21 protein-coding genes are annotated in these 23,476 nt (G+C 51.3%); 9 read left to right on the top strand and 12 right to left on the bottom strand.

What is annotated here, in order from left to right:
• Window positions 1–162: 162 nt before the first annotated feature.
• A complete protein-coding gene (locus BTA35_RS06790) occupies window positions 163–1,245 on the bottom strand; it encodes a YkvI family membrane protein (protein ID WP_078319058.1) in 1,083 nt (360 codons plus the stop codon).
• Window positions 1,246–1,643: 398 nt separating this feature from the next.
• Window positions 1,644–2,990 carry a DEAD/DEAH box helicase gene (locus BTA35_RS06785; protein ID WP_078319057.1) on the bottom strand — a complete coding sequence of 449 codons (1,347 nt, stop codon included), beginning with the start codon at window positions 2,988–2,990 and terminating at the stop codon, window positions 1,644–1,646.
• Between the two features lie 327 nt (window positions 2,991–3,317).
• On the opposite strand from BTA35_RS06785, the gene BTA35_RS06780 reads away from it, so the two are divergent.
• The 6 genes from BTA35_RS06780 to BTA35_RS06750 all read left to right on the top strand — a co-directional run bounded on the left by BTA35_RS06780 (window position 3,318) and on the right by BTA35_RS06750 (window position 6,750).
• Window positions 3,318–3,758, top strand: coding sequence for a hypothetical protein (locus BTA35_RS06780; RefSeq protein ID WP_078319056.1), 441 nt, complete (start codon window positions 3,318–3,320; stop codon window positions 3,756–3,758).
• Between the two features lie 62 nt (window positions 3,759–3,820).
• Complete coding sequence (locus BTA35_RS18260; protein WP_202931196.1) at window positions 3,821–4,267, top strand: hypothetical protein; 447 nt, start codon at window positions 3,821–3,823, stop codon at window positions 4,265–4,267.
• A 92-nt stretch (window positions 4,268–4,359) separates the two neighbouring features.
• The gene (locus BTA35_RS06770; RefSeq protein ID WP_078319055.1) at window positions 4,360–4,899 is read left to right on the top strand and encodes a GNAT family N-acetyltransferase; all 540 of its coding nucleotides are present in this window, start codon (window positions 4,360–4,362) and stop codon (window positions 4,897–4,899) included.
• Between the two features lie 336 nt (window positions 4,900–5,235).
• Window positions 5,236–5,613, top strand: a complete 378-nt coding sequence (locus BTA35_RS06765; RefSeq protein WP_078319054.1) for a PH domain-containing protein — start codon at window positions 5,236–5,238, stop codon at window positions 5,611–5,613.
• Window positions 5,614–5,747: 134 nt separating this feature from the next.
• Window positions 5,748–5,873 (top strand): hypothetical protein, encoded by a 126-nt coding sequence (locus tag BTA35_RS18695; protein WP_274378420.1) that lies wholly within the window; start codon window positions 5,748–5,750, stop codon window positions 5,871–5,873.
• Between the two features lie 415 nt (window positions 5,874–6,288).
• A complete protein-coding gene (locus BTA35_RS06750; RefSeq protein WP_078319053.1) occupies window positions 6,289–6,750 on the top strand; it encodes a hypothetical protein in 462 nt (153 codons plus the stop codon).
• Window positions 6,751–6,942: 192 nt separating this feature from the next.
• On the opposite strand, the gene BTA35_RS06745 is transcribed toward BTA35_RS06750, so the two are convergent.
• The gene (locus BTA35_RS06745) at window positions 6,943–8,046 is read right to left on the bottom strand and encodes an aminotransferase-like domain-containing protein (RefSeq protein ID WP_078319052.1); all 1,104 of its coding nucleotides are present in this window, start codon (window positions 8,044–8,046) and stop codon (window positions 6,943–6,945) included.
• A gap of 147 nt (window positions 8,047–8,193) precedes the next feature.
• Window positions 8,194–10,077, bottom strand: coding sequence for a methyl-accepting chemotaxis protein (locus tag BTA35_RS06740; RefSeq protein ID WP_078319051.1), 1,884 nt, complete (start codon window positions 10,075–10,077; stop codon window positions 8,194–8,196).
• Between the two features lie 250 nt (window positions 10,078–10,327).
• Here BTA35_RS06740 and BTA35_RS06735 point away from each other — a divergent pair, with 250 nt between their 5' ends.
• Window positions 10,328–10,903, top strand: coding sequence for a GNAT family N-acetyltransferase (locus tag BTA35_RS06735; RefSeq protein ID WP_238377513.1), 576 nt, complete (start codon window positions 10,328–10,330; stop codon window positions 10,901–10,903).
• Window positions 10,904–10,970: 67 nt separating this feature from the next.
• On the opposite strand, the gene BTA35_RS06730 is transcribed toward BTA35_RS06735, so the two are convergent.
• The 8 genes from BTA35_RS06730 to BTA35_RS06695 all read right to left on the bottom strand — a co-directional run bounded on the left by BTA35_RS06730 (window position 10,971) and on the right by BTA35_RS06695 (window position 20,369).
• Window positions 10,971–12,023, bottom strand: coding sequence for a formate dehydrogenase subunit gamma (locus BTA35_RS06730; protein WP_078319050.1), 1,053 nt, complete (start codon window positions 12,021–12,023; stop codon window positions 10,971–10,973).
• Between the two features lie 76 nt (window positions 12,024–12,099).
• Window positions 12,100–12,783, bottom strand: coding sequence for a formate dehydrogenase FDH3 subunit beta (gene fdh3B / locus BTA35_RS06725; protein ID WP_078319049.1), 684 nt, complete (start codon window positions 12,781–12,783; stop codon window positions 12,100–12,102).
• 80 nt (window positions 12,784–12,863) lie between these two features.
• Window positions 12,864–15,728 carry a formate dehydrogenase subunit alpha gene (locus BTA35_RS06720; protein WP_078319048.1) on the bottom strand — a complete coding sequence of 955 codons (2,865 nt, stop codon included), beginning with the start codon at window positions 15,726–15,728 and terminating at the stop codon, window positions 12,864–12,866.
• A gap of 18 nt (window positions 15,729–15,746) precedes the next feature.
• Complete coding sequence (locus BTA35_RS06715; RefSeq protein ID WP_078319047.1) at window positions 15,747–15,992, bottom strand: twin-arginine translocation signal domain-containing protein; 246 nt, start codon at window positions 15,990–15,992, stop codon at window positions 15,747–15,749.
• Window positions 15,993–16,197: 205 nt separating this feature from the next.
• Window positions 16,198–16,848, bottom strand: coding sequence for a TorD/DmsD family molecular chaperone (locus BTA35_RS06710; RefSeq protein WP_078319046.1), 651 nt, complete (start codon window positions 16,846–16,848; stop codon window positions 16,198–16,200).
• Between the two features lie 12 nt (window positions 16,849–16,860).
• Complete coding sequence (locus BTA35_RS06705) at window positions 16,861–18,675, bottom strand: 4Fe-4S binding protein (protein ID WP_078319045.1); 1,815 nt, start codon at window positions 18,673–18,675, stop codon at window positions 16,861–16,863.
• A 471-nt stretch (window positions 18,676–19,146) separates the two neighbouring features.
• A complete protein-coding gene (locus tag BTA35_RS06700) occupies window positions 19,147–19,845 on the bottom strand; it encodes a DUF3306 domain-containing protein (RefSeq protein ID WP_160055128.1) in 699 nt (232 codons plus the stop codon).
• On the bottom strand, window positions 19,842–20,369 hold the full coding sequence (locus BTA35_RS06695) for a DUF3305 domain-containing protein (protein ID WP_078319043.1): 528 nt from the start codon (window positions 20,367–20,369) through the stop codon (window positions 19,842–19,844). Before BTA35_RS06695 ends, BTA35_RS06700 begins: the two co-directional genes overlap by 4 nt.
• Before the next feature lie 522 nt (window positions 20,370–20,891).
• On the opposite strand from BTA35_RS06695, the gene BTA35_RS06690 reads away from it, so the two are divergent.
• Both BTA35_RS06690 and BTA35_RS06685 read left to right on the top strand, forming a co-directional pair.
• Complete coding sequence (locus tag BTA35_RS06690) at window positions 20,892–21,575, top strand: GntR family transcriptional regulator (RefSeq protein WP_078319042.1); 684 nt, start codon at window positions 20,892–20,894, stop codon at window positions 21,573–21,575.
• 331 nt (window positions 21,576–21,906) lie between these two features.
• Entirely contained in the window at window positions 21,907–23,424 is a 1,518-nt protein-coding gene (locus BTA35_RS06685; protein WP_078319041.1) for an aldehyde dehydrogenase (NADP(+)), read from the top strand.
• The last annotated feature ends 52 nt before the right edge of the window (window positions 23,425–23,476 follow it).

The following is a 23,476-nucleotide window of genomic DNA, read 5'->3' as shown; positions in this document are numbered from 1 at the left end:
TTAGTCGGGTTCCGGTCGGAAGCTGTTTGCAATCAGCCCGGAACGAAGGCCGGTTTATCGTCTGAATTACGCCGGATTGAACAGCCTAAGCGGTATCTGCAAAGAGGCAGGCTGCCGCTTAGGTCCGATTGTTTTAACGGCACAGGATCGGGAGGGAGCTAATCAATTATCCGTTATCGGCTGCAATGTTTGTATCGCGGATGATCTCTTTAACCGGAAAGGGGCATAGATCAGCGCCAGTACCAAAAAGAGTCCCAAATAACCGATTAAAGGATAAAAGAGGGCCACCAACTGAGTGAATCCGGCAAAGCTGGCGATAAAGGCCACCAGCAAAGTCACGATACTGAAGCGATTCGCGGCGGCGGTTTGCATTCGTGTAAACCGGGCCACAAAGGCATAAAACATACTGGCACCGGTGCTGAAAATCATACCGAACAATACAAACGCCATTCCTTTTGCCAGCAGAGGAGAGATACCGTCGATAATTTTCAGCAGAGGCAGGGCATAACCCGCAACCTGATCAACTTGAGAGAACATGGCAAGATGGCTGATCATAATCAGTACACCTACACCGGCACCGCCTAAAAGACCACCCCAGCGTGCGATATTGGCATTAGGTTCGGCACCCCTCATCACCAGCGCCATTGCAGCACCGACAGCAATATTAAAGGAGACATAGTTAACCGCAGACACTAACCAGTGGGGCAACGTTGAGTCGATACCTTCCGCAATGGGGGCCAGTTCGGCAAAGCTTCTTTCCATGGTTGACAGGCTGTAGACACAGATCAGAGCCAGGGCCAGTACCAGAAATGGCGTGATACTACCGATCAAAGCCACCACCCGGCGAACGTCCAGCATAAGGGTAGCGCCCATCATCAGTGTCATCACAATACTGCCAACATAAGCAGGCAGCCCAAACTGCTGATTCAGGGTTGAGCCTGCACCGGCGATCATCACCACGCCGACACCGAACAGGGTAAAAATAATAATACCATCGACAATCCGGCCAATATGGCGACCACTGATCTGGTAGATCACGCTTTTATGGGAGTGCGTACCTGTTCGGCTGCCTAACCAGGTCAACATCATACCCAGGTAGGCAAACAAGGCTGTTGCCACCACCGCCGCTACGGTGCCCATATAGCCAAAACTGGTGAAGTACTGCAGCACTTCCTGACCGGAAGCAAATCCGGCACCCACAATAATACCGATAAAAGCACTGGCAATTTTAATAATGTTCCACATAATCGTCTGGTAACTCTTGTTTTTGTCGTAAATAAACAGTGTTTAAAATTTAAAAGGCAGCATATTATTTTGCCTTCCTTGCAAAGGGGGCGAAATTAGCAGAGCTGATTCCGTTGCAGTATTGCACCTTGGTCGTATGGCAGGGTGCTGTGTTAAGGCTTTTCTCAGAGGATAATATTGCAGGCAACAAAAACCCATAGCGGGTATTTAAGGATGCCGCAACGGGCAAAGGGCAAGGTTTCGAGGTCGGAGCGAGGGATAAGCAAAGGAACAAGCTATATCAGGTGCGGTGTTTATCGCGCCCTGGTAACCGGAAGAAGTAAGGGCATCAGCAATGACTGATAGCCCAATTGAGCACAGAGGCACACCTGAACCGGTTCCAGCGGGCGGTGGCCGAATCAGCGGCGCTTAAGCGTTGCTTTCTGCCAGATGGAGGCCGCCTCAGAAGGAGCGCTGGCCGCACCCGCTTGCTTACCGGATGCGGGGTTATTGCGGGTGGCCTGTTCACGGGCTGCGGCTTCCCGTAGTTTGTCTTTTTTACTTTTGCGTTTGCCCTTGACCGGTGGCTGACCTTTGCCTAGCGCAGCAATATCATCCGGTGGCGTCGTACTACGCTCAAAGCCTGCAATCTGCTCACGGGTTACATTCAGATGGTTGCGCTTAGCGATCAGCTTAAAGTGCGCGTCGCTTTCATGGTCGATAAAACTAAACGCTGTACCCACTTCACCGGCACGGGCGGTACGGCCGATCCGGTGAATATAATCCGCCGGTGAGCGGGGCAGGTCGTAGTTGACCACAAAAGGCAGCAGCGGAATATCCAGACCGCGAGCCGCAAGGTCTGTTGCTATCAATACCTGAATTTCGCCGCGCTTAAATGTAGCAAGTGAGTGGTTACGCTCTTTCTGTGACCGGTCACCATGCAGGGTTTCTGTTGTGAACCCGTACTTGTTCAGCTTACCGGCAACATTATCAGCGGTGCGTTTACTGGCAACAAAGACCAGAAACTGAGCACCATTCATCTCCCCCAGCAGATGACGCAGCAGCGCCGTACGCTGCTCTTTATCCACCTCAATGGGGCGCTGAATCAGAGTGTCCGGCAGCTTGTTTTCCCGCTCGATCTCAATATTAACCGGATTGAACAGCAGGCGGTTGATCAGGGCGTCCACTTCCTCCGGGAAGGTGGCGGAGAAGAGCAGATTCTGACGCTGTACCGGCAGTTTACTCAGTACCTGTTGCAGCTCATCGGCAAAGCCCAGATCCAGCATACGGTCGGCTTCATCCAGCACCAGATGCTGCACCTTATCCAGCGTGATGGCGTTTTTCTCCATCAGATCCAGCAGACGACCGGGGGTCGCCACCATCAGATCACAACCGCCTTTCATCGCCTGCATCTGGGCGTTAATAGAAACACCGCCGTAGACCGCGAGGGATTTGATCCGACGCGGGTAATAGGTGGTATACGCTTTAACCGCTTCTTCTACCTGAACCGCCAGCTCACGGGTTGGCACCAGCACCAGTGTTGCCACCTGATTGCTGCGCAACCCGTCATGGCCCAGCAGCTTTTCCAGCAGGGGCAGTACAAACGCCGCCGTCTTACCGGAACCGGTTTCCGCCGCCGCCAACAGGTCACGCCCCTCCAGCACCGCAGGAATCGCCTGGGCCTGAATGGCAGTGGGGGTGTCGTAACCCAGTTCATCTAAAGCGCGTTGGAAAAAGCCTGACAGGCCAAGGGAGAGAAAAGACATAGAGTGCAGAGTACCCGTGAGATAGCCGAGAGAAATAAAAGGGGCGATTCTAGCAGGTTTTGGCACTGCGCGTGCGACTTTAGGTGCGGGTGGGTTTTGTCAGATTTCGATTAAGGGTAATCTTATATGATAAGTAGAGTTTTAGAGCCGGGTTTTGGCTCGGTGGTTATAGCACAGGTGCGCGAGCAGGGAAGCGGTCTGATCTGAGATGGAGTTTGTTCCTTTCTTATTGAAGTCTTTCCTTGGTTTTTGTCGGTGTTTGAAAGCGGCGAGATGCGTCTGCCTGATATCAAAATGTTAGGTGTCGGAAGCAACAAGGAATCGAGAATGACAGAAGTAGCGGCATTATCTGCTGAAGACATTAAAGAATTAGTTCATGCTAAGTTGGAAGGCTACAAAAATCTGAGTGTACTTGAGCAGTACGCCATGTTCATGGGTAAAGCTCAAATTCTCGAATTTGGCTTAAAGGGGCTGCTCTCAAGAATATATGGCGTCCCATCAGAGAATATGGAAAAGTGGACTCTTGGAAAAACCAAGAACGAGCTAAGAGATAAAGGCTTAAGACCAGATTTTATTGCTTATCTAGAAAGTGTCGTGAATTATCGTAATGATATGGCGCATGAATTTCTTCTTAATAATGCAATAACTCAATCAATGGCTAATTTCAGTGAGCGTAAACTTTACGGTGATTTGTTTCGAGCAATCTATGAAATTGAACAAATCATAATTCTTTATGACTGGTGCGAAGAGAACAATGGTTGGCAATAGCGCGCCTACGTTGATTTAAGGGGGCCAAGGATATGAGAACACGGCCGAGCGGTCATATATGGATGGCAGCAGAACAATTTTATAATGCTGCTGAAAAGGTGTGGAATTCAGATGACATCGATTTGGCCGCATATGTATATCCATTAGTGGTTAACTATGCATTCTCATGTGAGTTAAGCCTTAAGGCTTCTGAAGGTAAAGTTAAGTTTTCGGAAGTAAGCTCTGAGGGCTTGTTATTTGCCACAAATATTGAATCGGCTGTTCGTGGTCATGATTTGAAATCAATTTTTACTAAACTAAAGCTAGAAACACAGGAAGGGATCAAGTCAGAGTTTGAGTCTGCTACCGGCGAAAATTTAATTCCGCTTTTAGAAGAGTGTTCCAGATACTTTGAAGATGGACGCTATTCATTTGAAAAAATTGGTGGTTCATACTCGCTTTCTGGTGTTCGTACCCTGGCAAAAGGCCTATTGGATGCCGTCATGGCTTTTGGGAAAAATCATGCCTAACAAACTGCAGCACTTCAGCCGCTATGCGGCTCGGACCTCCAAAAGCTTCGCTTTTTCCGGCCGGTGTGCAGAGCGTTAATTTCGGAGAATACATGGAAATAGTTGAAGCAAAACAAACGGATTTAGAACCGTTTTTCGATTACTTGGAACCGCAACTTTCAGATAATGCCTCTGATGATTCACCATTATTCCTGCCAATAGCGAAACAGCACTGCCATGTCTCTGATCAGCTCCGTGCCAGCTTTCAGAATGGTTTTAGATTTGAACTTGGTCAGCCGGGTTGGCGTAAGCTGTGGTTAGCGAAAGACCTTAATGGAACGATTTGCGGTCATATTGATTTACGCCACCACAATACCGATTACAGCTACCATCGCGTTGTTTTAGGTATGGGAGTAGATCAAAGCATGCGACAGCAAGGTTTGGGTGGCAAATTACTTGAAGCCATTATTACCTTCTGTCGCGAAACCAAGGGTGTCGACTGGCTGGATTTAGCGGTGCTATCAAGCAATAAACCTGCACTGAGTTTGTATTTAAAATGCGGGTTTAAAGTGGTTGGGGAGGTCACGGACAGGTATCGGATTGATGGTGTTGCAGTGTCTGAAATTGCCATGACCCTGAGTACAAAGAATTAAGCATAACAAGGCACGATTGTAACCACGCGGAGCGTGGGTACAAGTTTCACATCATGCAATTTGCGGTAGTGTCGGATGGCGTGCCAATGGCATCCCGTGCAGTTTTTGAGTGCGGATTCTGGCGCTTATGCCGACCTACTTTTGGCCTGTTTACAGAATTTTCAGCAAGCATAGTTTGCCTGGGATAAAGGGCTGGCATGGATCTCATCCTGCCAGCCGCTGCAGGCTATTTTCAGGTAGGTCAGAAAGCAGATTTAACGTGTTAATGTGAGTTAGAAACAGATTTTTCTACAAGCTCGTTAGGCTAAAATCGAATAATTAGAAGAAGGTGTCTATATGATTGACTTCAAAAATTCATCAGTATTCAAACTCAAACCCATTGATATTTCAGATGCCAGAGAAGACTTTCAAAAATTTCTGATTGATGGGGAAAGTATTCTTGCTGCATTTAAGACAGTACGTGACCAAGTGATATTTACAAATAAGCGCGTAATTGCGGCCAATGTGCAAGGTATCACAGGCTCAAAGGTTGACTATACGTCACTACCGTTTAGCAAAGTTAATGCATTCTCAGTTGAAACATCAGGTACGTTTGATTTGGACTGTGAAATCGAATTGTATTTGAGTGAAGTGGGCTGTGTTAGGTTCGAAATTAAAGGTACTTTTGACATTGTTCGATTCAATCGCACCATCAGTGAGTACGTATTAGCCTAACAAACAATTTAAGAGTATTCGGCGATGAAAAGTGCACCAGAGGGGGGCATAGTTCTGTATCACCCATTACTTACCAATCAGGCTTTGTCGGAATAGATAGAATAGAAAAGCAGCAGCTTGAGCAAGAGCGGTGGATGCAAACGTTGGAAGCAATGGAGTCCGCCGCCCAAGGCAAGGTGGTTGATTCCAGCGAGGTTCATAGTTGGCTTAATAGCTTGGGAACCGAAAAGGAGCAGGATGCACCGAGGTCAGGTAAGTGAAACTGGTTTACACGGACGAAGCCATTGAAGACTTGAAGCGCCTCAGGGAGTTCATTGCCGTTCACAACTCGTCGTCGGCAACCCGGATCGCTGCATAACAAGGCACGATTGTAACCACGCGCAGTGTGGGTGCAGGTTTCAAATTCTGTGATTTGCTAATTGTCGGATGGCGCGCGAATGGCGTCCCGTGCAGTTTTTGAGTGCCGATTCCGGCGCTTATGCCGACCTACGTTTTGGACTGTTTACAGATCTTTTTTTGCCCACTTTCCCTTCAGGCACTCTTAAAATATTAAAAATCTGAATCTTTAGCATAACTTCCGGCGTAATTAAGGGGGCAGTCTTGCAAGTTAAGAAGTTTCTGACCGCCCTATGTGTTCACAGGCGTGAACATCTACCCATTATGAGAATGCTATAGATGAAGTTAACTATCAGTGAAATAAAGATCGCCATCCTGGGCGGCCTGATCGCACAAATTGCCTTTGAGGCTTATGCCTGGCTTATTTCCCCTCTTGTGTTTGGCCCAAAGCTACAGCCTGCCTTTCTTGTTATAGGTTTGTTCAAACAGTTTGCCGGGGTCACGCCTTCCTACGCGGTGGCTTTCACTCTGCATGCGATCATTGGGGTTGTGGGATTTGGTCTGTTTACTTTGATGTTCTATAAGGCTTTCCGTGGCCGGGCGATTTTGTCAGGCTTTATTGCGGGGCTGATTTTGTGGTTTATTGCCCAGGGTATGCTGGCTCCGGCCATGGGCCGCGAATTTATGATGGGCTTTGGTGTTTATACTCAGTCTTCCTTTGTGTCCCACGTTGGTATGTCATTGATTATTGCACTGTTTTTTCATTACCGGTTCAGAAAAGATCAGACCGCTGGGGCATAAGGCGGGCTATCGGGCTGCCTTATAAGGGCGCTTTCGGAACCTGATCTGTTATTTCTGTGAAAGCTTGCGGTGCTGTTGCTCCGCAGGCTTTTCTTTGCCTTTTTGGCGAACTTCCCTTTTCCCCTTTTTTAGCTTTGCGGGAATATAACGACGCTCTGTGTCCTGCTCCCGATTGAAGCTGTGTCTGAACTTCTAAGCAAACACGTTTCCCAGTCGCTTACAGGCGGCGGCCAGCTCCTTCTCACCATACCAGGCAAAACACAAACGCATACTGGAATGAAACCGGTCATTGGCGGAACAAAAATTACCCGGCAGGTAGTTCACGCCCGCTTGCTGAGCCTGTTGTCTGCTGCTGGCGAGATCCCGGCCATCGGTAAAGCTGGCCCATAGAAAGTAGCCGCCGTCGGGCTGATGGAACTGTAGTTGCCCGCCAAATACGGATACCAGCTCTGCACACAGAACCTCTGACCGGGCCGCATAGGTTTGCCTCAGGTACGACAGGTTCTTCTGAAACTCGCCATTGGCCAGTAAGCCGCCGACAAGGGCAGAGGTGACCGGTGCCAATCCGCCACCACTTTGCAGTAGTGCTGAGTTTTTCAGGCGGCGGAAGAGCTCACCGTTGCCCTGTATCCAGCCAAGGCGTAGTCCGGGGGCAAGAATCTTGGAAAATGAACCGATAGAGATCACCGGAGCTGATCTGTCATAGCAGGCCAGGGGTGCCGGTGGTTTATCGCCAAAGTAGAGTGACTGATACACCTCGTCGGCGATCAGTGGGCAATGGTGATCTTTGGCGAGTTTAACCAGTGCCTGACGGCGTTGGTGCGTTTGGGTAATACCGGTGGGGTTATGGAAGGTCGGAATGGTGTAGATAAATGCCGGATGATATGTCTCTATTGCCTGCTCCAGCGCAGCGGGCTGAATACCTTCTTCATCCATTGGCAGGGCGATCACCTCAAAGCCCCGGGCTTTAAATAGCTTCAGAGCGATAAAGTAGCTGGGGTCTTCCACCAGAATAGTTGCACCGGGCTGACTCAGATGTGAACAGATCATATCCAGTGCGTTGGATGAGCCGTTGGTAACCAGTAGCTCCTCTGCACTGACCGGCTGGCTGTAATCCTCCGTCAACCAGGCTGAAAGCTTTTGCCGAAATGCGTCAGCCCCAGCCTGCTGTCCATAAGCCAGGTATTCCTGCTCAACGGCGAGGGGACGGATTAAATCAGTGGGTAAAAGGTCGGGTGCGGGATGGCCTACGGCTAAATCAAGTAAGTGGGTAGGCTGTGTAACCTGAACAGTCATTATGGGCTCGCATCGGAAGCAGGTGAAAACCGGACTCTAATCTAGCGTATTGATTTATCAACAGCAAACCCCGGTATTGGCAAAAAAAAACCTCCTGAACGGTGATACGTCCAGAAGGTCAGTTTTGTTACGCCAGGCAGGCTGCGGCTAGAGTAGTTTTGAATCCAGCTTAAATGCGCTGGATAACTGCTCCTGTAAAGAGATGCTTTCTTTTTTCAGCTGCAGTGCCTGTTTGTGGTTCTCTTCCGTCACTCTGGCGGAGTTATCAATCAACTGGGCGATGTGTTGGCTATGCTGGTTAACCTCATTTGACATCACGTGTTGCTCTTCAACAGCACTTGCGGTCTGAACCGTCATATCACAGATGTTGTTGTTAGCTTCGGTAATGACTTCCAGCTGCTGACTGGCTTTGTCAGCCTGGTCTGTGCTTTCCTGCGCGGTTTCTTCACTGGCATCCATATCCTCCAGTGCCTTCTGGGTTGCCACTTCCAGCTCCTGGGTTAAGGTATGGATCTCATGGGTTGCTGATTGGGTGTTATGGGACAGGGAGCGAACCTCATCGGCAACCACGGCAAAGCCACGCCCATGCTCACCGGCCCGGGCGGCTTCAATGGCTGCGTTCAGGGCCAGCAGGTTTGTTTGTTCTGCAATCTCATTAATTTTAGAAAGAATGCTGCGAATAGCGGCAACGGTTTTAGCCAAGGTGCTGAGTTGGCCTGAGTTTTCATGTATCTGGCTTGATAGTGCCGCAATGGCAGACTGACTGGAGGTCACCAGTGCAAGACCTGAACCGCTGGCCTGTGCTGCCTGCTCAGCGGAGCTTGCGGTTTGTTCGGCATTTCTGGCGATCTCACCACTGGCCATGGACATCTGAGCAATAGCTTCTGTTAATTGTGACAGCGCTTCCTGTTGTGCCACGGTATCTTTTAAAGCGTTATCTGCGCGCTGGGCTGTGGAGTCAGAATCCTGTAGTAATTTATGACTCAGACGGAAGATGTTGCCTATGCTGCTGTGCAGCTTGTCTGCTAACTGATTGAAGGCGCTGCTGATCTGGCCAAACTCATCTTTGCTGGCAATATCCAGTCGTTGGTTGATATTACCATCGGCAAGTCGGTGCAGTGCTGAGGTTGCAAGAACGAGGGGTTGGCTGAAGTAGCGGGCCATCAGATAGACCAAACCGCTTGCAACCAGAAGAATCAAAATACTGCTGATGGTCAGCTGCCATGCCAGTTTATACAGCGGTGCCAAGGCTGCATCCCGCTCCACCAGAAGAATCAGTCGCCAGCCGGTTTTCTCCAGCTCGACTTCCTGAATAAAGAACTGCTCTCCCTGGTAGTTAACCCGCTGCAGGCCTGCTATGCCGGATTCAGCCTGGGTTAACAGATCGTCGTAGCTTTGTTTTTGGACGATAAGATCAGGATTGGGGTGTGCTAAAAGCTGATTATCCTGACCAACAAGCCAGAGTTCTGAAGGCCAGCTGGTATCCAGGCTTAAAAGGGATTTAATCAGGCTGGTCAGGGTGATGTCACCGGCAACAACGCCACCTAAAGAATTTTTCATAGGGGCGGCTAATGTAACAACTAACTCACCGGTACTGGCCCGGGGATAAGGTGGTGTTACAACGGCGCGACCCTCTCTTTTTACCTGCTGATACCAGGGTCTTTTTCTTGGGTCGTAGTCCGGCGATAAGTTAACCGGTGGATAAGACTGCAGCATATCCCCTTGCTCGGTGCCCAGATAAAACAGATCGAAATCACCGGCTGAGCGACCTAATGTTAAGAAATCACTCACTCTCTCTTTTTCTGTAGGCAAGGTTTGCGATGCGGCACTGACAATAGCAGCTTTACTGTCCAGCCAGCCGTCTACCATAGACTCAGCCTGGTTCAAGGTCATGCCGAGCTGGTCGCTGATCTGAACACTGGTCTCTGTGACCAGCCGGGTTAGAGAGAGAAGGGCAAGAACTACACAGCTTACCAGCAAAAGGCTTATTGTTGAGAGAAGCATTTTGCTTTTAAAAGACAGTGACGTCATTTAAGAATCCTTACATGTAAGTAAAAAAGGTATTAAAAAGTAAACTACCCTTTACCACAGGAAAAAGCACCTAACTTAAGGTTACAAAATGCATCAGATAAATATTTGCTCTCTGGTGCAATAAATTGGTGCAATAAACTTAATATGTCTGTACGTAGGGCAGTTTTTATCACAGGTAAGGGTCGTTCAGTGCTGCCGCAGGATCGACTTGCCACCTGTTTCTGATCGAACCGCCAGCAGGAGAGTGCAGATGGTGATGAAGTATTTATCAGAGGTTATGGCATATCTGCCCCGGATTCTCAGGGGGCAGCCTGTACCGACGGAGGTAACGGCCGAATGTATTAAGGTTCGGCCTGTGCTTAGACGGGATCTGAGGGCTATTCGTCGCGTATGCTGGCGTTCATTTCAGAGTTCTGTGGCGAAAGATTTGTCAGCGGAAGGTGCGAAAACCTTTGCAGGGGTGATTACGCCCAGGGCTTTTAAAGAGCGTATGAGAAAAGGACACCTGATGTTTGTGGCCCTGGCTGGCCGCTATCCGGTGGGTTTTATCGAACTGAAAGAACACCGGCATATCGCTGTTTTTTTTATTGCGCCTGAATTTCAGCGGCAGGGTGTGGGGCGGAAGTTACTCGAGGTTGTGTTTGTCCACCTGCAGGGTGAGGTCGTCACGGTGAACGCTTCCCTAACATCTGTGACCGCTTATCAGCGTTTCGGTTTTGAACTGAATGGTGATGTGGATGAATCAGGAGGTCTGGTCTATCAGCCGATGAAGCTTAAACTAAGCCGGGCTTCAGGGGCGCATTTCGGGGATCATCACCGGACATAAAAAGAAAAAAGAGGAGCTAAAGCCCCTCTTTTTATGTTCTGGTAACCCTGCTGTGAAAAAGAGAGGCTTAGCGCACGTCTTTTTCATCCACCGCCTGGTCTTTTACATCTTCATACCAGAGGTCATGGTGCTGCTTGGCCCAGGTTTCATCAACGTAACCGGTTGTCATACCTTCCAGAGCACCTTCAGCACCGACGGTGCCGATATAGATATGCCCCAGGGAGATAGCAAACAGAAGCAACGAGGCTCCACCGTGAATCAGATTGGCCCACTGCATGGTGTCCCGCACCTGACCAAAGATCGGGAAATCAAGCACAAAACCGCTGGCAACAACGGCTGAGCCGATAAAGAACAGCGCCCAGTACCAGCCTTTCTCACCGCCATTCATAAAGCCTGCGCTGGGGTGTTTATTGCCGATCAGGCCGCCACCCTGCAGAAACCAGGTGATATCGGTTCGGGTGAAAAAGTTATTTTTCAGCCACCGGAGCAGCATCACAATCAGACCAACAGAGAAAATCGGGCCGATATAGTTATGCACCAACTTGCAGAAGGCGATGGTGCCTTTCCAGAAGCTGTAACCGAACAGGTCGGGAATAAAGTGCTTACCGTACATAATGATGATGCCGCTGAACGCCAGTGCCAGAAAGGTAATGGCTACAAACCAGTGCAAGGTACGGTCTGTCGGGTTCCAGCGCTCAATTTTTCTGCCGGTACGTGGCTTATCAAGGCGCATAGGGCCCAGAATAAGATAGGTCAGTAGCAGTACCGAGATACTGCCACCAATGGCGATGAGGCCACCGGGACTGATCCAGCGGTTACGCCATTGCCGCCAGGTTTCACCACTGACATTGATCAGTTGACCGTGCTCACGCCCCTTTGAGGTGGTGTAGCCTTCGGTGCCATCAGAGACTTCCCGCCAGTATCCGGCCCCGGCGAAGTTTCCTTTAACACGGTTTTCCGCGTCAGAGGTCTCCTCGGCAGCCCAGAGGCTGCTGCTCAGGGTCAGGCAGAGCAGCGTCAGCAGGCTGAGGGCGACTATCTTCAGGCGCTGAACGGGGGTCGATCTCCCGGAGTGTTCACCGTTAAGGGTGAAGCCTGTGTGTGTCGTATTTGTGTTCATAAGATCCAACTCATAGGTCAAACACCTGAGCTAAGCCCTTAGCTGCTGACAATCCGGCAGCTAAGGGTTAAACCGGTCAGGCTTTAGCGATGATATCGCTGGTGTTGTTGCTGGCAAAGGTGGCATCCGTTGCGAACGCTTCGGCACGAACCGCCATCTCTTCCGGGCTCATTTCGCCAGGGGCACTGTTACCTTCCAGAGAAGACCAGGCGCCGTCTTTATGGCCACGGTAGACCACACGCTCGCGGAAGATATCGGAAACAACCTGAGCGTCACCGGCTAACAAAGCTTTGGTCGAACACATCTCAGCACACAGGGGGAGTTTGCCCTGGGCGATACGGTTAGCGCCGTACTTTTCTTTCTCAACAACAGGGTCCTCTTCAGGGCCGCCGGCACAGAAGGTACATTTATCCATCTTGCCACGTTCACCGAATGCTTCCTCCTGAGGGAACTGAGGCGCACCAAAGGGGCAGGCAAACAGACAATAGCCACATCCGATACACAGGTCTTTGTCGTGCAGTACGATGCCGTCATCGGTCTGATAGAAACAGTCCGTTGGGCATACAGCCATACAAGGTGCGTCGGTACAGTGCATACAAGCCACAGAGATGGAGGTTTCGGAAGGCTCGCCATCGTCAAGTGTTACTACCCGGCGGCGTTGGATGCCCCATTCGGTTTCATTCGCATTTTTACAGGCGGTGACACAGCCGTTGCACTCAATGCAGCGCTCGGAGTCACATAGGAACTTCATTTTAGCCATGATTCTTTTCCTTACGGAGGCGTTGCCTCTCAGGTGGTTCCAGCGGAATGCCTCTGGGCTATTCCGCTGCGCTACAGGGTTTAAGCGGGCGTCACTTTACACAGGGTCACTTTAGTTTCCTGCATCTGTGTCACGCTATCGTAACCGTATGTGGTGGCGGTATTGGCCGCTTCACCCACAACATACGGTGCGGAACCCTGAGGGTATTTGTCGGTCAGGTCTTTGCCCTGGAACTTGCCGCCAAAGTGGAATGGAATAAAGACCACTCCACGATCGACACGGCGGGTTACCATGGCCTTGACCTTGATACGGCCACCTTCAGCACCTTCTACCCAAACATCTGCGCCGTCGCGCACGTTAAGATTGTTGGCGTCGTATGGGTTGATCTCAGCAAACATCTCCTGCTGCAGCTCCGCCAGCCATGGGTTGGAGCGGGTCTCTTCACCACCCCCTTCATATTCCACCAGACGGCCGGAGGTCAGAATAATCGGATACTCCTTGGAGAAATCCTGTTTCTGAATGGATTCATACAGGGTCGGCAGGCGGTAGTGAGACTGCACATCCTTCCAGGTAGCGTACTTGCTCAGCAGGTCGCGGCGTGGCGTGTACAGAGGTTCACGGTGCAACGGCACTTTATCCGGGAAGGTCCAGACCACGGCACGGGCTTTGGCATTACCAAAGGGGGCACAACCGTGTTTAATGGCAACACGCTGAATACCGCCGGAAAGGTCGGTTTTCCAGTTTTTGCCCTCGGCTGCTTTTTTCTCTTCCGGGGTCAGCTCATCCCACCAGCCCAGCTGCTTCAGTAGCTTATCGCTGAACTCCGGGTGACCATCTTTGATATCTGCGCCAACGGGGTAGGAGTCTTCTGCCAGCAGGTTGACACCATCACGCTCCACACCAAAGCGGGCGCGGAAATTCAGGCCGCCTTCCGCAACAGGTTTGCTTGTGTCGTAGAGCAAGGGTGTACCCGGGTGTCTCATCTCAGGAGTACCCCAGCACGGCCAAGGCATTCCGTAGAAATCACCATCCGCTGCGCCACCGTCTGCTTTCAGGGTTTCAAAGTCGAAGGTGTGCCAGTTTTTCTGGTGGTCTTTCAGACGTTCAGGGCTCTGGGCGCTGTAACCGATGGTCCACATGCCGCTGTTAAACTCACGGGTGATGTCTTCAATCACCGGAATATTGTTTTCAACCCGAATCTTCTTGAACAGTTGATCAGCAAAGCCAAGCTTCTTAGCAAAGCGATACATGATTTCATGGTCTGTTTTTGACTCAAACAGAGGTTCAATCACCTGATCCCGCCACTGAATAGAACGGTTCGATGCCGTCACAGAGCCGTAGGTCTCAAACTGAGTACAGGCCGGTAACAGGTAGACACCATCTTTACGGTCATGCATAACCGCCGCATGGGTTGGATAAGGGTCAACGATGACCATCATATCCAGCTTCTCCATCGCTTTTTTCATCTCAACGCCACGGGTCTGAGAGTTTACGGCGTGACCCCAGTAGAACATGGCGCGGATGTTGTCTTTTTGCTCGATCTGATCTTTGTTTTCCAGTACGCCATCTACCCAGCGTGATACCGGAATACCGGAGTTGTACATCGGCTGTTTGCCACGGTACTTGCCCTGGTCGAAACGACTTTTGATCCACTCCAGGTCAAGATCCCAGACTCCGGCCCAGTGCTTCCAGGCTCCGGCAGCAAGACCGTAGTAGCCCGGCAGGGTGTGGGAGAGAACACCCAGGTCGGTGGCACCCTGTACATTGTCGTGGCCACGGAAAATATTAGCGCCGCCGCCACTAACACCCATGTTGCCCAGAGCCAACATCAGAATGCAGTAGGCGCGGGTGTTGTTGCTGCCGGTGGTGTGCTGGGTTCCGCCCATACACCAGACAATAGAGCCGGGGCGGTTGGTGGCCAGCATTTTGGCAACTTTGCGCATCTGCTCTTCGCCAACACCGGTAACATTCTCAACTTCAGCCGGTGTCCAGTTGGCAACTTCCTGACGTACCTCGTCCATACCGTAAACACGCTGGCGGATAAACTCTTTATCTTCCCAGCCATTTTCAAAGATATGCCACAGCAGACCCCAAACGTAAGCAACATCTGAGCCCGGGCGAATACGGACATATTCGTTCGCTTTGGCTGCGGTACGGGTGAAGCGGGGATCAACCACGATAATTTTGGCGTTGTTGCGCTCTTTAGCCAGCAAAACATGCTGCATGGCCACCGGGTGTGCTTCAGAGGGGTTAGAACCGATCAGGATCACCGATTTGCAGTTATGCATATCGTTGAAAGAGTTGGTCATCGCACCGTAGCCCCAGGTGTTGGCGACACCGGATACGGTGGTGGAGTGACAGATACGTGCCTGGTGGTCTACGTTATTGGTTCCCCAAAGTGAGGCAAACTTGCGGAACAGGTAAGCCTGTTCATTGCTGTGTTTCGCTGAACCCAGCCAATAAACAGAGTCCGGGCCGGATTCCTGGCGGATCTGCTGAACTTTGTCGCCGATCTCATCAATGGCGGTTTCCCAGCTGACTTTCTGCCACTTGCCATTAACCAGTTTCATCGGGTATTTCAGGCGGCGTTCACCATGGCCGTGCTCACGCAAAGAAGCACCTTTGGCGCAGTGGGCACCCCGGTTGAACGGGTGGTCAAAAGCTGGTTCCTGATAGGTCCAGACGCCGTTTTGTACTTCCGCATAAACACCGCAGCCAACGGAGCAGTGAGAGCAGATCGTACGCTTCACTTCTTTTGGTACATCCGGTGAAATGGTTTCGGTTTTGGCTTCAGCCTGGCGGATCATGCCGTTGCCCATAAAACCTGCTGCTGCCAGGCCACCTGTGGTGATACCGGTGTTTTTCAGAAAGGTACGACGACTCAGGCCGAGACCTTTACTGTCTGCCTTGCCTGCGCCATTGGCGTTTTTCTTGGTCAGTTTCATATGCTGTTCTCCGGTCCGTTAGCGCAGAGTGTCGTAGAAAGTACGGATATGATCCGTTTCACGGTAACCGTTTTGCTCTTCTTTGGCAGACTGCTGATCGGCTTCAGGGGAGGCTGCAGCAATGGCCTGGGAGGCGGTAACGGCTGCAACACCTGCGACGGCACTGCCTGTGGCCAGAGTCTTTAAAAACTGACGGCGGCCCGCATGTTGCAGGCCATCGGTCTGATCCGGTGGTGACGTGACCTTATTATTATTTTCACTCATTGTGTTCTCCTCGTTGCCTTATGCAGAACCAGGCTGGTGCTGGCCTACTGTTCCTTTAAAGGAACTTATTTTTCACGGTTGCCGGGCCGTTGGCCCTGTCTGTATTTCAATCGGGCTGAAGGACTGAGTGCCTGCAGCCGGAATCGGGTGCATATCTGAAACCGGCACGTTCTGTCGATCCGTGCTGCTTTCTGATCAAGCGCTGCTATTGCAGCTCAATCGCCTGTTCTTTAATGGCGGCCATGCTGTCGGTTTCAAAATCGGTGAAAGCCCGACCCAGGGTGCCGATGCTGCTGTAAAATACGGCAGACTCTGCTTGCTGAAGATCCCGGAAGAAGCGCCCGATCCATTCCGCCAGATGGCGCTCGTAAAAACTTTTCTGGGTCGTGCTGCCACTGCCGGTCATAATCAGAAACGCCATCACCTCAAACAGAGCCGCAGCATGATCTTCCGGCTCTTTAACGCGCTCTTCCCGCTCAAACCCTAATAGCTTCAGATCCTGCCGCAGAATCGCCAGCGGCGTTTCCATCAGGGAGCCGGTCAGATACCAGGAACCGTATGGCACCAGCTCACCTCGGCCCAGGCCGATAAAGAGCTGCTGGTACTCGTCTTCCAGTTGTTCGGCCTGAGCATGGCGGGCAGCTAACTGCAGACCACTCCAGGCTTTGCCCATATCAGAGCCATCATGCTGGTCGGTTTCCAGCTCTTTCAGCCACTGGATCATCTCCGGGCTGGGTACACTGCGTAACAGGGCGGCGAGCAGGTTGTAGATGTCGGCCCGCATCAGGTCATGCTCACCAATTGCAGGTTCACTGATGTTTGTCTGTACGGTGGCCTGCTTCTGTTCAGTCGTCATAATATCTCTCCCTTACAGATTCAGCTGAGCTTGTGGATCAGCCGCTAAACCGCGGTAGATATCTTTTACACGACAGTCTTCGCAAAGCTCCAGTCGGCGCAACGCCTCCCCGGCGAACATAGCGTGGTCTTTCAGCTTCTCTTTCATCTTGTTGACCGTGCTGGTGGGGGCAAAAGGTTTGCCGCAATCCAGGCAGCAGAAGGCTTCATCTTTGTGCAGTGTGCGTGGGTTGTCCCGCAGGTCAGCGTTGAAGATAAAGCGCTGTTCACGGCTAATGGCATTTTCAGGGCAGGCACTTTCACACAGACCGCATTGAACACAATCCATCTCGGTAAGCAGAATCGCAGGAGCCTCTTTACCGGTTTGCAGCGCGTTGGTCGGACAGATATTGGCGCAGGAGAAGCACAGTGTGCAGGCATCGCTGTCGATACTGACCTGGCCAAAGGGCGCACTGGCTGACATTAGGATCTGTTCCGCTTTTTCACTGTCCGTCGGGGCCATCTGCTGCAGACGGTTAATATTACTGATCAGGCGCTGGCGTTTTGACGGTGCTTCAGCGAAAGCCTGAACCTGATGAAGGGTTGCCGGGGCTGACGCAACCTGTATACCGTTTGCTTCAGTGACTGCCTGTTTTTCTTCGGTTAACCCGGTGATCTCGCCGCACAAGCTCAGACTGTTCTCGCCATAACCCATGGCTGAAAGCAGTTGATTTCCCAGCTTGGTTTCACGCTCCAGCAGCTGAATCAGGCTGGCAGGTGTGCGATGTTCGTCACTGTCAGACGTGAGGAAGATGATGCGTGATGCGCCTTCATTGAAAGCGTGCATCCATAACTCCATACCCACGGTGGCGATCTCTTCTAGCGCCACCGGAATAATGTTTGAGGCCAGTTGGTCGGTGGTGACGTCCTGCTCATCGGCATGGAAAAGAATAACCGGTTGTTCGCCGCCCTGTTCGCGGTAGTGGGCGAGCAGGCGGGTCAGGTAGTCGGCCATCATTTCCGCTTTTGGCATACCGTAACTGATGGCACCGGTGGGGCAGGCGGTAGAGCAGCTGCCTGCACCGTGGCAAAGATAAGAATCCACTTCGATCTGGTTGTTAATGCTGGAGATCGCATCCGCCGGACAAACATCCAGGCAGCGGGTGCAGCCGGTTTTGCCACGACCTGCGTGGGCGCAAATATCATTGTTGATACGGAAATAAAGCGGCTTTTCAAACTCGCCGTCATAGTCCGGCAGGTCTGCCAGAACCGCTGACAGGCTGAGGTTATCACTGCCTACGGCAAAATAGCCCGGAGGGGAAAGCTCCTGACTCAGGGCCGGCTCACGGCCCAGATCCAGAACCAGATCAAAGTGGCTGCGCTGGATCAGTGCCGGAGCCAGATCTATCGCGTCAAGGCTGTCTGTACCGGTTGTAAGGGGTGAGTCCGTTGTCGTTGGCTTGATCCGGGCCTGAAATTCACCCAAATAGCCGTTCAGTTCGTCCAGTCTGCCATAGGCGACCGGTAGTATTTCTGTTTTGCTTAAGGCCTGCTCAAGCGCTTCATTACCGGGGTTTTGTACGGCGTCTGTGATCAACAGACTGATGGACTGTACACCTGAGCCTGCTTTGATGCTGATCGCTCCGGTTTCCGACTGGGTCAAAAGTTCACAGGCGGCCAAACGGGTCAGATCATCGGCACCTATGATCAGCAGGTGGCCTCCCGCCTGGTAACTAACGGAGGGGGCCGCAAGATTCTGTGGTGGTGACAAAGCCCCAAGTGCGCTAATGCGTGCCTGGTGGTTATGTCCGTGTTGTTGGCGCTGCTGTTCAGTGAACGGAGCTGTCATTATCTATCCTCATCCGCTGTTTTATCTTCTGGCGGTTTTTAGTCTGAAGCCGTATCACGTTCGGTTTCAGTCGCTACAGAAGAGCTGAGCAAAGCGGAGACCTGTCTTGGTCATGTTTTCTTATTGTTGGAATGACGGGGTCAGCATTCTTTTTTCAGGTTTATCATCTCTTGCTACAGCAAGTGCCAGACCCGGAATTCCGAAAACAAAAAGCGCTTGGTTCTGCTTTGCTCTGTTTGGTTAAGTGGTTTTGTACTCTGCTGGGACATTTTGTCCTTTATGGGTGGGTGGTTTTGGAAACTGCCCCATTTTGTCCCTTTTTTTATTCTGGATATTGAAACGCTGATACAGGTTCCGGGCCGCTTTTTGGCCCGCTATCGCCCTGTTTTATAATGGTTTTTATACTTTGGTCTAACTTGTTTGTGGCCAGGTTGACGTTGAGGTCAAGCTGTCCCGGCCTTTTTATAACCTTTATGGCAAGGGGTTCTCAGAAGCAGAATCCGCTGATGTCGCCTTATCTGACGCAAGGTCCGTTTGATTTTGATCTGGCTCAGGTTTTTCTTTTGCTATGTTGTCGTCGGTGTTTTCGGTGGCGGACTCTGCCGTGGCATTTTGTGGCACCTCTGCCGTATCGGATTCCGCAGCGTTCACGTTTTCGTCAACACCGGTAAGGGCTCTGGCTTCCTGCTCTTCGTTCTGCCCGGCAGTGCTTTCCGATTCAAGGGGGTCTTTATTGTTAAACCACTGGCGCAGCCCTGATACGACATCTGCGGTTAATTCCGGGGCGTCGGTATAATCCAGATCGTAATCGTCCATACCATCGCGGATATTAAACTCAGGTTTCAGAAACATCGCCTTCAATGCTTGCTTACGCAGTTTTTCACTCACCCCTTCACTGAAAAAGGCACTGACGTTGGTGTTGCCGTCAATGGCTTCTACATCGGGCATATCGTCATCGGTCAGCTGCGGTTCTGCTGCCGTTGTCATCCCGGGGGCGTTATGGTCTGCGGCGGATGAATCCTGTGTTGGCTGTGCGGCAGGAGCGTCAGAGGCTTCCTCTGAGCTGTCGGCCAAAGAGTGCTCTGATGCTTGTTTGTTCAGAGCCTCCTGTTCCTGTTGAACTTGTTGTTTGCGTGCTGCCCAGCGGGAGAATAGGCCCTTGTCGCTCACAGTGGGTCTCCTGTTTTTTCTGATGCGGATGGTTTTTCTCTGTTAGCGGTACGCTTATCCGCTTTATCACCGGCATAGCGTTTCTTTTTCTTCACTTCGATCAGCTCGCCATGTTCGGTAATAAAGGCTTCAATCCAGCATTGAAGGGCTTCAGGCATGGGGTATTCCAGCACCTTTTGCTCTCCATCCAGCCAGGAGGCCGCCAGATCCTGGCAGGCGGTAATCTGCATCGGCAGCCACTCATCGTCTTCGGTGTCATCACACAAAACAAAGATGTGCGGGACAACGGAGTTCAGATTAAACCTGTAGGCGCTGCGCTCATCGCGATGCAGTTCCAGAGGTAACCAGGTCAGAGGGTTGCCATCTTTACTCAACTCCTGGTGCCCCTCCTCTGGCTCAGGGTCAGGGGCTGGCCAGAGGTTGTCGATCTGCCACTCATGGAGCACCCAGCGGCCGGATCTCAGCTCAAGGGGCGACAGCTCTATGCCTAAAAGGCGTACATTGTTTTGCTTCTGCTCTCTCATAGGAAAATCCTTTTCTTCTGTGTGTTTGATCAGTACTAACTGTAGGTTAGATTAGTACTCACTGTATATTTGATCAGTATAAACTGTGTGTTTGACCCATGTTAAATGTGTGCCTGATCAGTATTGTCGGCACCGTGATGCGTCTTGGGTCCTGTTTATTCAGGGTAGACGCTGATCCGGTGTCAGTCGCAAACTCAGGTTTTAAAAAAATAAAGTTTGCTTCTGACAGTCTGTTAACGCAAGGAGTGAGCCATAGCGAGCGGGAAAGGAAGGGGATAAAAAGGAGGAAAATTCTGAACAAAGTGCCTGAGAACACCTCCTGATGACCGGTGAGGGGCAATATTAGACTGAAGTTTACTCTAAAAATTCACCGATCCGGCCCCAAGGTAGGTATAATGTCCGGAAATCGGAATTGTATTTTGGATATTGTATCCCACATACATATATGTTGAGTTGTTGTTCGCCAGGAGTAGTACGGTTCTTATCTCCGGCGTACACAGAATGAGTTAGGAGGGGAGTGGCGTGGCTCAAAAGAGGGCTGTTGTTCGTCAAAGTTTACCAGATGTTATTGTGGCGGATCTGCGCAAGCGGATTCTTTCCGGTAACCTGGTTGAAGGAGAGCTGATCCGGCAGGAGTTGCTCGCTGACGAATACGATGTATCCCGCATGCCGATCCGCGAGGCTTTGAAGCGCCTGGATGCTGAGGGCCTGGTAGTATTTCAGAATAACCGGGGTGCTACGGTAACTAAGCATACGTTGGAGGAGATCGCTGAGATTTTTGATGTCCGCATGTTGCTTGAAGTTGATCTGTTCCGCCGCTCTATTCCGAATATGACCGAGCAGGACTTTGCAGAATGTGAAGAAATCCTTGATGCCATGCATACGTCTTATGCTTCCGGGCAGGTTGCTGAGTGGGGGCCTCTGAATGAGGAATACCACAGCAAGCTGTATGAAGCTTCCGGTCGCGAGCTGACCAAAGCCTTGCTTGAGCGGGTCAGTCTGCAATCAAACCGGTATGTCGGTATGCATATTGATGAATTGAATAAATCCGACAATGCGGAGAAAGACCATCAGGCATTACTGGATCTGGCCCGCAAGGGACAGGTTGATGAGGCGGCTGAAAAACTACGTTCCCATATCGAAAATACTAAGCTGCAGATGCTGGAATTAATTGCAGCCAAGCGGGCAACAGAAGACGCGCCCTAGTATAAACCCCACGATTCATCGCCCTGTTTGTTCTTTGGTTGCGGCCTGTATTGAGGCTGTTATAAAAGCCGCGACAGCATCGGCTTGCCTGATGCCCTATGAGCTGGGGTATCAGGTATTCTCTCTCTTTCTCTCTTTCTCTCTTTCTTCCTTATATTGCTTTTTCTTTGTTTCTGGTTTTCTGGTGGCGATTCGTTATGGCTCAGGAATAATTTCCGGGCTTCGTCGACGGCTCTTGTTATATGTAGGATATTGGATACAATATCCATTAAGTGTTCATTACTTATAATGCGAATGAAAACAAAAACTCAATATACAGGAGCGTGAACCCATGTCTTTTCAGCCCCATGGTAAACATCTGATCGCCGGGCAGTGGCTGGCGTCAGAAGAGCAGTTTCTTTCGTCGCCGGCATCCGGCCCGGCATATAGCTTTAGTAAAGGATCAATCGATTTGGTAAACGCTGCCGCAGAGGCTGCAGAGGCAGCTTTTGTTGAGTACGGATATACCAGCCGTGAAACCCGCGCGCATTTCCTGAACGTGATTGCTGATGAAATTGATGCCCGTGCGGACGCCATTACCGAGATTGGTTGCTTTGAAACCGGTCTGCCGGGGGCGCGCCTGATCGGGGAGCGAGGCCGTACTGTGGGCCAGCTGCGTCTGTTTGCTCAGCATATTCTGCAGGGGGCTTATCTGGATAAACGCCATGACAAGGCTATGCCTGAGCGTGAACCTCTGCCCCGTTCCGATCTGAAGATGATGCAGCGCCCTATCGGCCCTGTGGCGGTTTTTGGTGCTTCAAACTTTCCATTGGCTTTCTCCACGGCAGGTGGTGATACGGCTGCGGCTCTGGCTGCAGGCTGCCCTGTTGTCGTTAAAGGCCACAGTGCGCACCCGGGAACCGGAGAAATTGTTGCTGAAGCCGTTGCAGCGGCTGTTGAGCAATGTGGAATTCATCCGGGTGTTTTCAGTTTAATTCAAGGTGGTGACCGAGCGGTGGGTTCCGCATTGGTTCAGCACCCATTGATTAAAGCCGTTGGCTTTACAGGTTCGCTTACCGGTGGCCGGGCACTGTTTGATCTGTGTGCTGCCCGTCCTGAGCCTATTCCTTTCTTTGGTGAGCTGGGTTCGGTAAATCCAATGTTTCTTCTGCCTGAAGCGGTTACCGCCCGGGGCGATGCCCTGGCAAATGGCTGGGTTCAGTCTCTGACCATGGGGGCGGGCCAGTTCTGCACTAACCCAGGTATTGCTATCCTGAAAAAAGGTGATGCAGCGGATCGTTTTCTGGAGACAGCTCGTTTGGCACTGGAAAAAGTACCGGCTCAGACAATGCTGACGGACGGTATTGCTGAGGCTTATCGGGCCGGACAGAAGCGTATTTCGGCGACCACAGGGGTGCAGGAAGTCCTGATGACGCAATGTGATCAGCGGGATGCCACACCGTATCTGTTTGCTACCACTGGCCGTCACTGGCTGGCGAATGAGGCTCTGGCAGAAGAGGTGTTCGGTCCTTTAGGTGTCGTGGTGACGGTTGACTCGGATGCACAGATGCTTGAAATTGCGAAGAGCCTGCAGGGGCAGCTGACCTGTACGTTACACCTTGATGAGGCTGATACCAAGCTGGGACGGGAGCTGATGCCGGTTCTGGAACGTAAAGCGGGCCGTGTATTGGCAAACGGCTTCCCGACGGGTGTTGAAGTCTGCGATAGCATGGTTCATGGCGGCCCTTATCCGGCGTCCACAAACTTTGGTGCAACCTCGGTGGGTACTTTGTCGATCCGTCGCTTCCTGCGTCCGGTATGTTATCAGGATCTTCCGGCAGCGTTATTGCCTGATGACCTGAACCTGTAACCGTTTTATTGACAGGTGCTGTAAAAGGCTTTTTTATACCGGGGGCGTGGAA

The organism is Oceanospirillum linum (genome assembly GCF_001995095.2).
In the GTDB taxonomy this organism is placed as follows: Bacteria; Pseudomonadota; Gammaproteobacteria; order Pseudomonadales; family Halomonadaceae; genus Oceanospirillum; species Oceanospirillum linum.
Note: the sequence above shows the minus strand (reverse complement) of the source record. Positions and strands in the feature narration are given on the sequence as shown.

Excerpts from the sequence above, each read along its gene's own strand:
- BTA35_RS06790 (WP_078319058.1), bottom strand. The coding sequence starts at position 1,245 with ATGTGGAACATTATTAAAATTGCCAGTGCTTTTATCGGTATTATTGTG.
- BTA35_RS06785 (WP_078319057.1), bottom strand. The coding sequence starts at position 2,990 with ATGTCTTTTCTCTCCCTTGGCCTGTCAGGCTTTTTCCAACGCGCTTTA.
- BTA35_RS06780 (WP_078319056.1), top strand. The coding sequence starts at position 3,318 with ATGACAGAAGTAGCGGCATTATCTGCTGAAGACATTAAAGAATTAGTT.
- BTA35_RS18260 (WP_202931196.1), top strand. The coding sequence starts at position 3,821 with ATGGCAGCAGAACAATTTTATAATGCTGCTGAAAAGGTGTGGAATTCA.
- BTA35_RS06770 (WP_078319055.1), top strand. The coding sequence starts at position 4,360 with ATGGAAATAGTTGAAGCAAAACAAACGGATTTAGAACCGTTTTTCGAT.
- BTA35_RS06765 (WP_078319054.1), top strand. The coding sequence starts at position 5,236 with ATGATTGACTTCAAAAATTCATCAGTATTCAAACTCAAACCCATTGAT.
- BTA35_RS18695 (WP_274378420.1), top strand. The coding sequence starts at position 5,748 with ATGCAAACGTTGGAAGCAATGGAGTCCGCCGCCCAAGGCAAGGTGGTT.
- BTA35_RS06750 (WP_078319053.1), top strand. The coding sequence starts at position 6,289 with ATGAAGTTAACTATCAGTGAAATAAAGATCGCCATCCTGGGCGGCCTG.
- BTA35_RS06745 (WP_078319052.1), bottom strand. The coding sequence starts at position 8,046 with ATGACTGTTCAGGTTACACAGCCTACCCACTTACTTGATTTAGCCGTA.
- BTA35_RS06740 (WP_078319051.1), bottom strand. The coding sequence starts at position 10,077 with ATGACGTCACTGTCTTTTAAAAGCAAAATGCTTCTCTCAACAATAAGC.
- BTA35_RS06735 (WP_238377513.1), top strand. The coding sequence starts at position 10,328 with ATGGTGATGAAGTATTTATCAGAGGTTATGGCATATCTGCCCCGGATT.
- BTA35_RS06730 (WP_078319050.1), bottom strand. The coding sequence starts at position 12,023 with ATGAACACAAATACGACACACACAGGCTTCACCCTTAACGGTGAACAC.
- fdh3B (WP_078319049.1), bottom strand. The coding sequence starts at position 12,783 with ATGGCTAAAATGAAGTTCCTATGTGACTCCGAGCGCTGCATTGAGTGC.
- BTA35_RS06720 (WP_078319048.1), bottom strand. The coding sequence starts at position 15,728 with ATGAAACTGACCAAGAAAAACGCCAATGGCGCAGGCAAGGCAGACAGT.
- BTA35_RS06715 (WP_078319047.1), bottom strand. The coding sequence starts at position 15,992 with ATGAGTGAAAATAATAATAAGGTCACGTCACCACCGGATCAGACCGAT.
- BTA35_RS06710 (WP_078319046.1), bottom strand. The coding sequence starts at position 16,848 with ATGACGACTGAACAGAAGCAGGCCACCGTACAGACAAACATCAGTGAA.
- BTA35_RS06705 (WP_078319045.1), bottom strand. The coding sequence starts at position 18,675 with ATGACAGCTCCGTTCACTGAACAGCAGCGCCAACAACACGGACATAAC.
- BTA35_RS06695 (WP_078319043.1), bottom strand. The coding sequence starts at position 20,369 with ATGAGAGAGCAGAAGCAAAACAATGTACGCCTTTTAGGCATAGAGCTG.
- BTA35_RS06685 (WP_078319041.1), top strand. The coding sequence starts at position 21,907 with ATGTCTTTTCAGCCCCATGGTAAACATCTGATCGCCGGGCAGTGGCTG.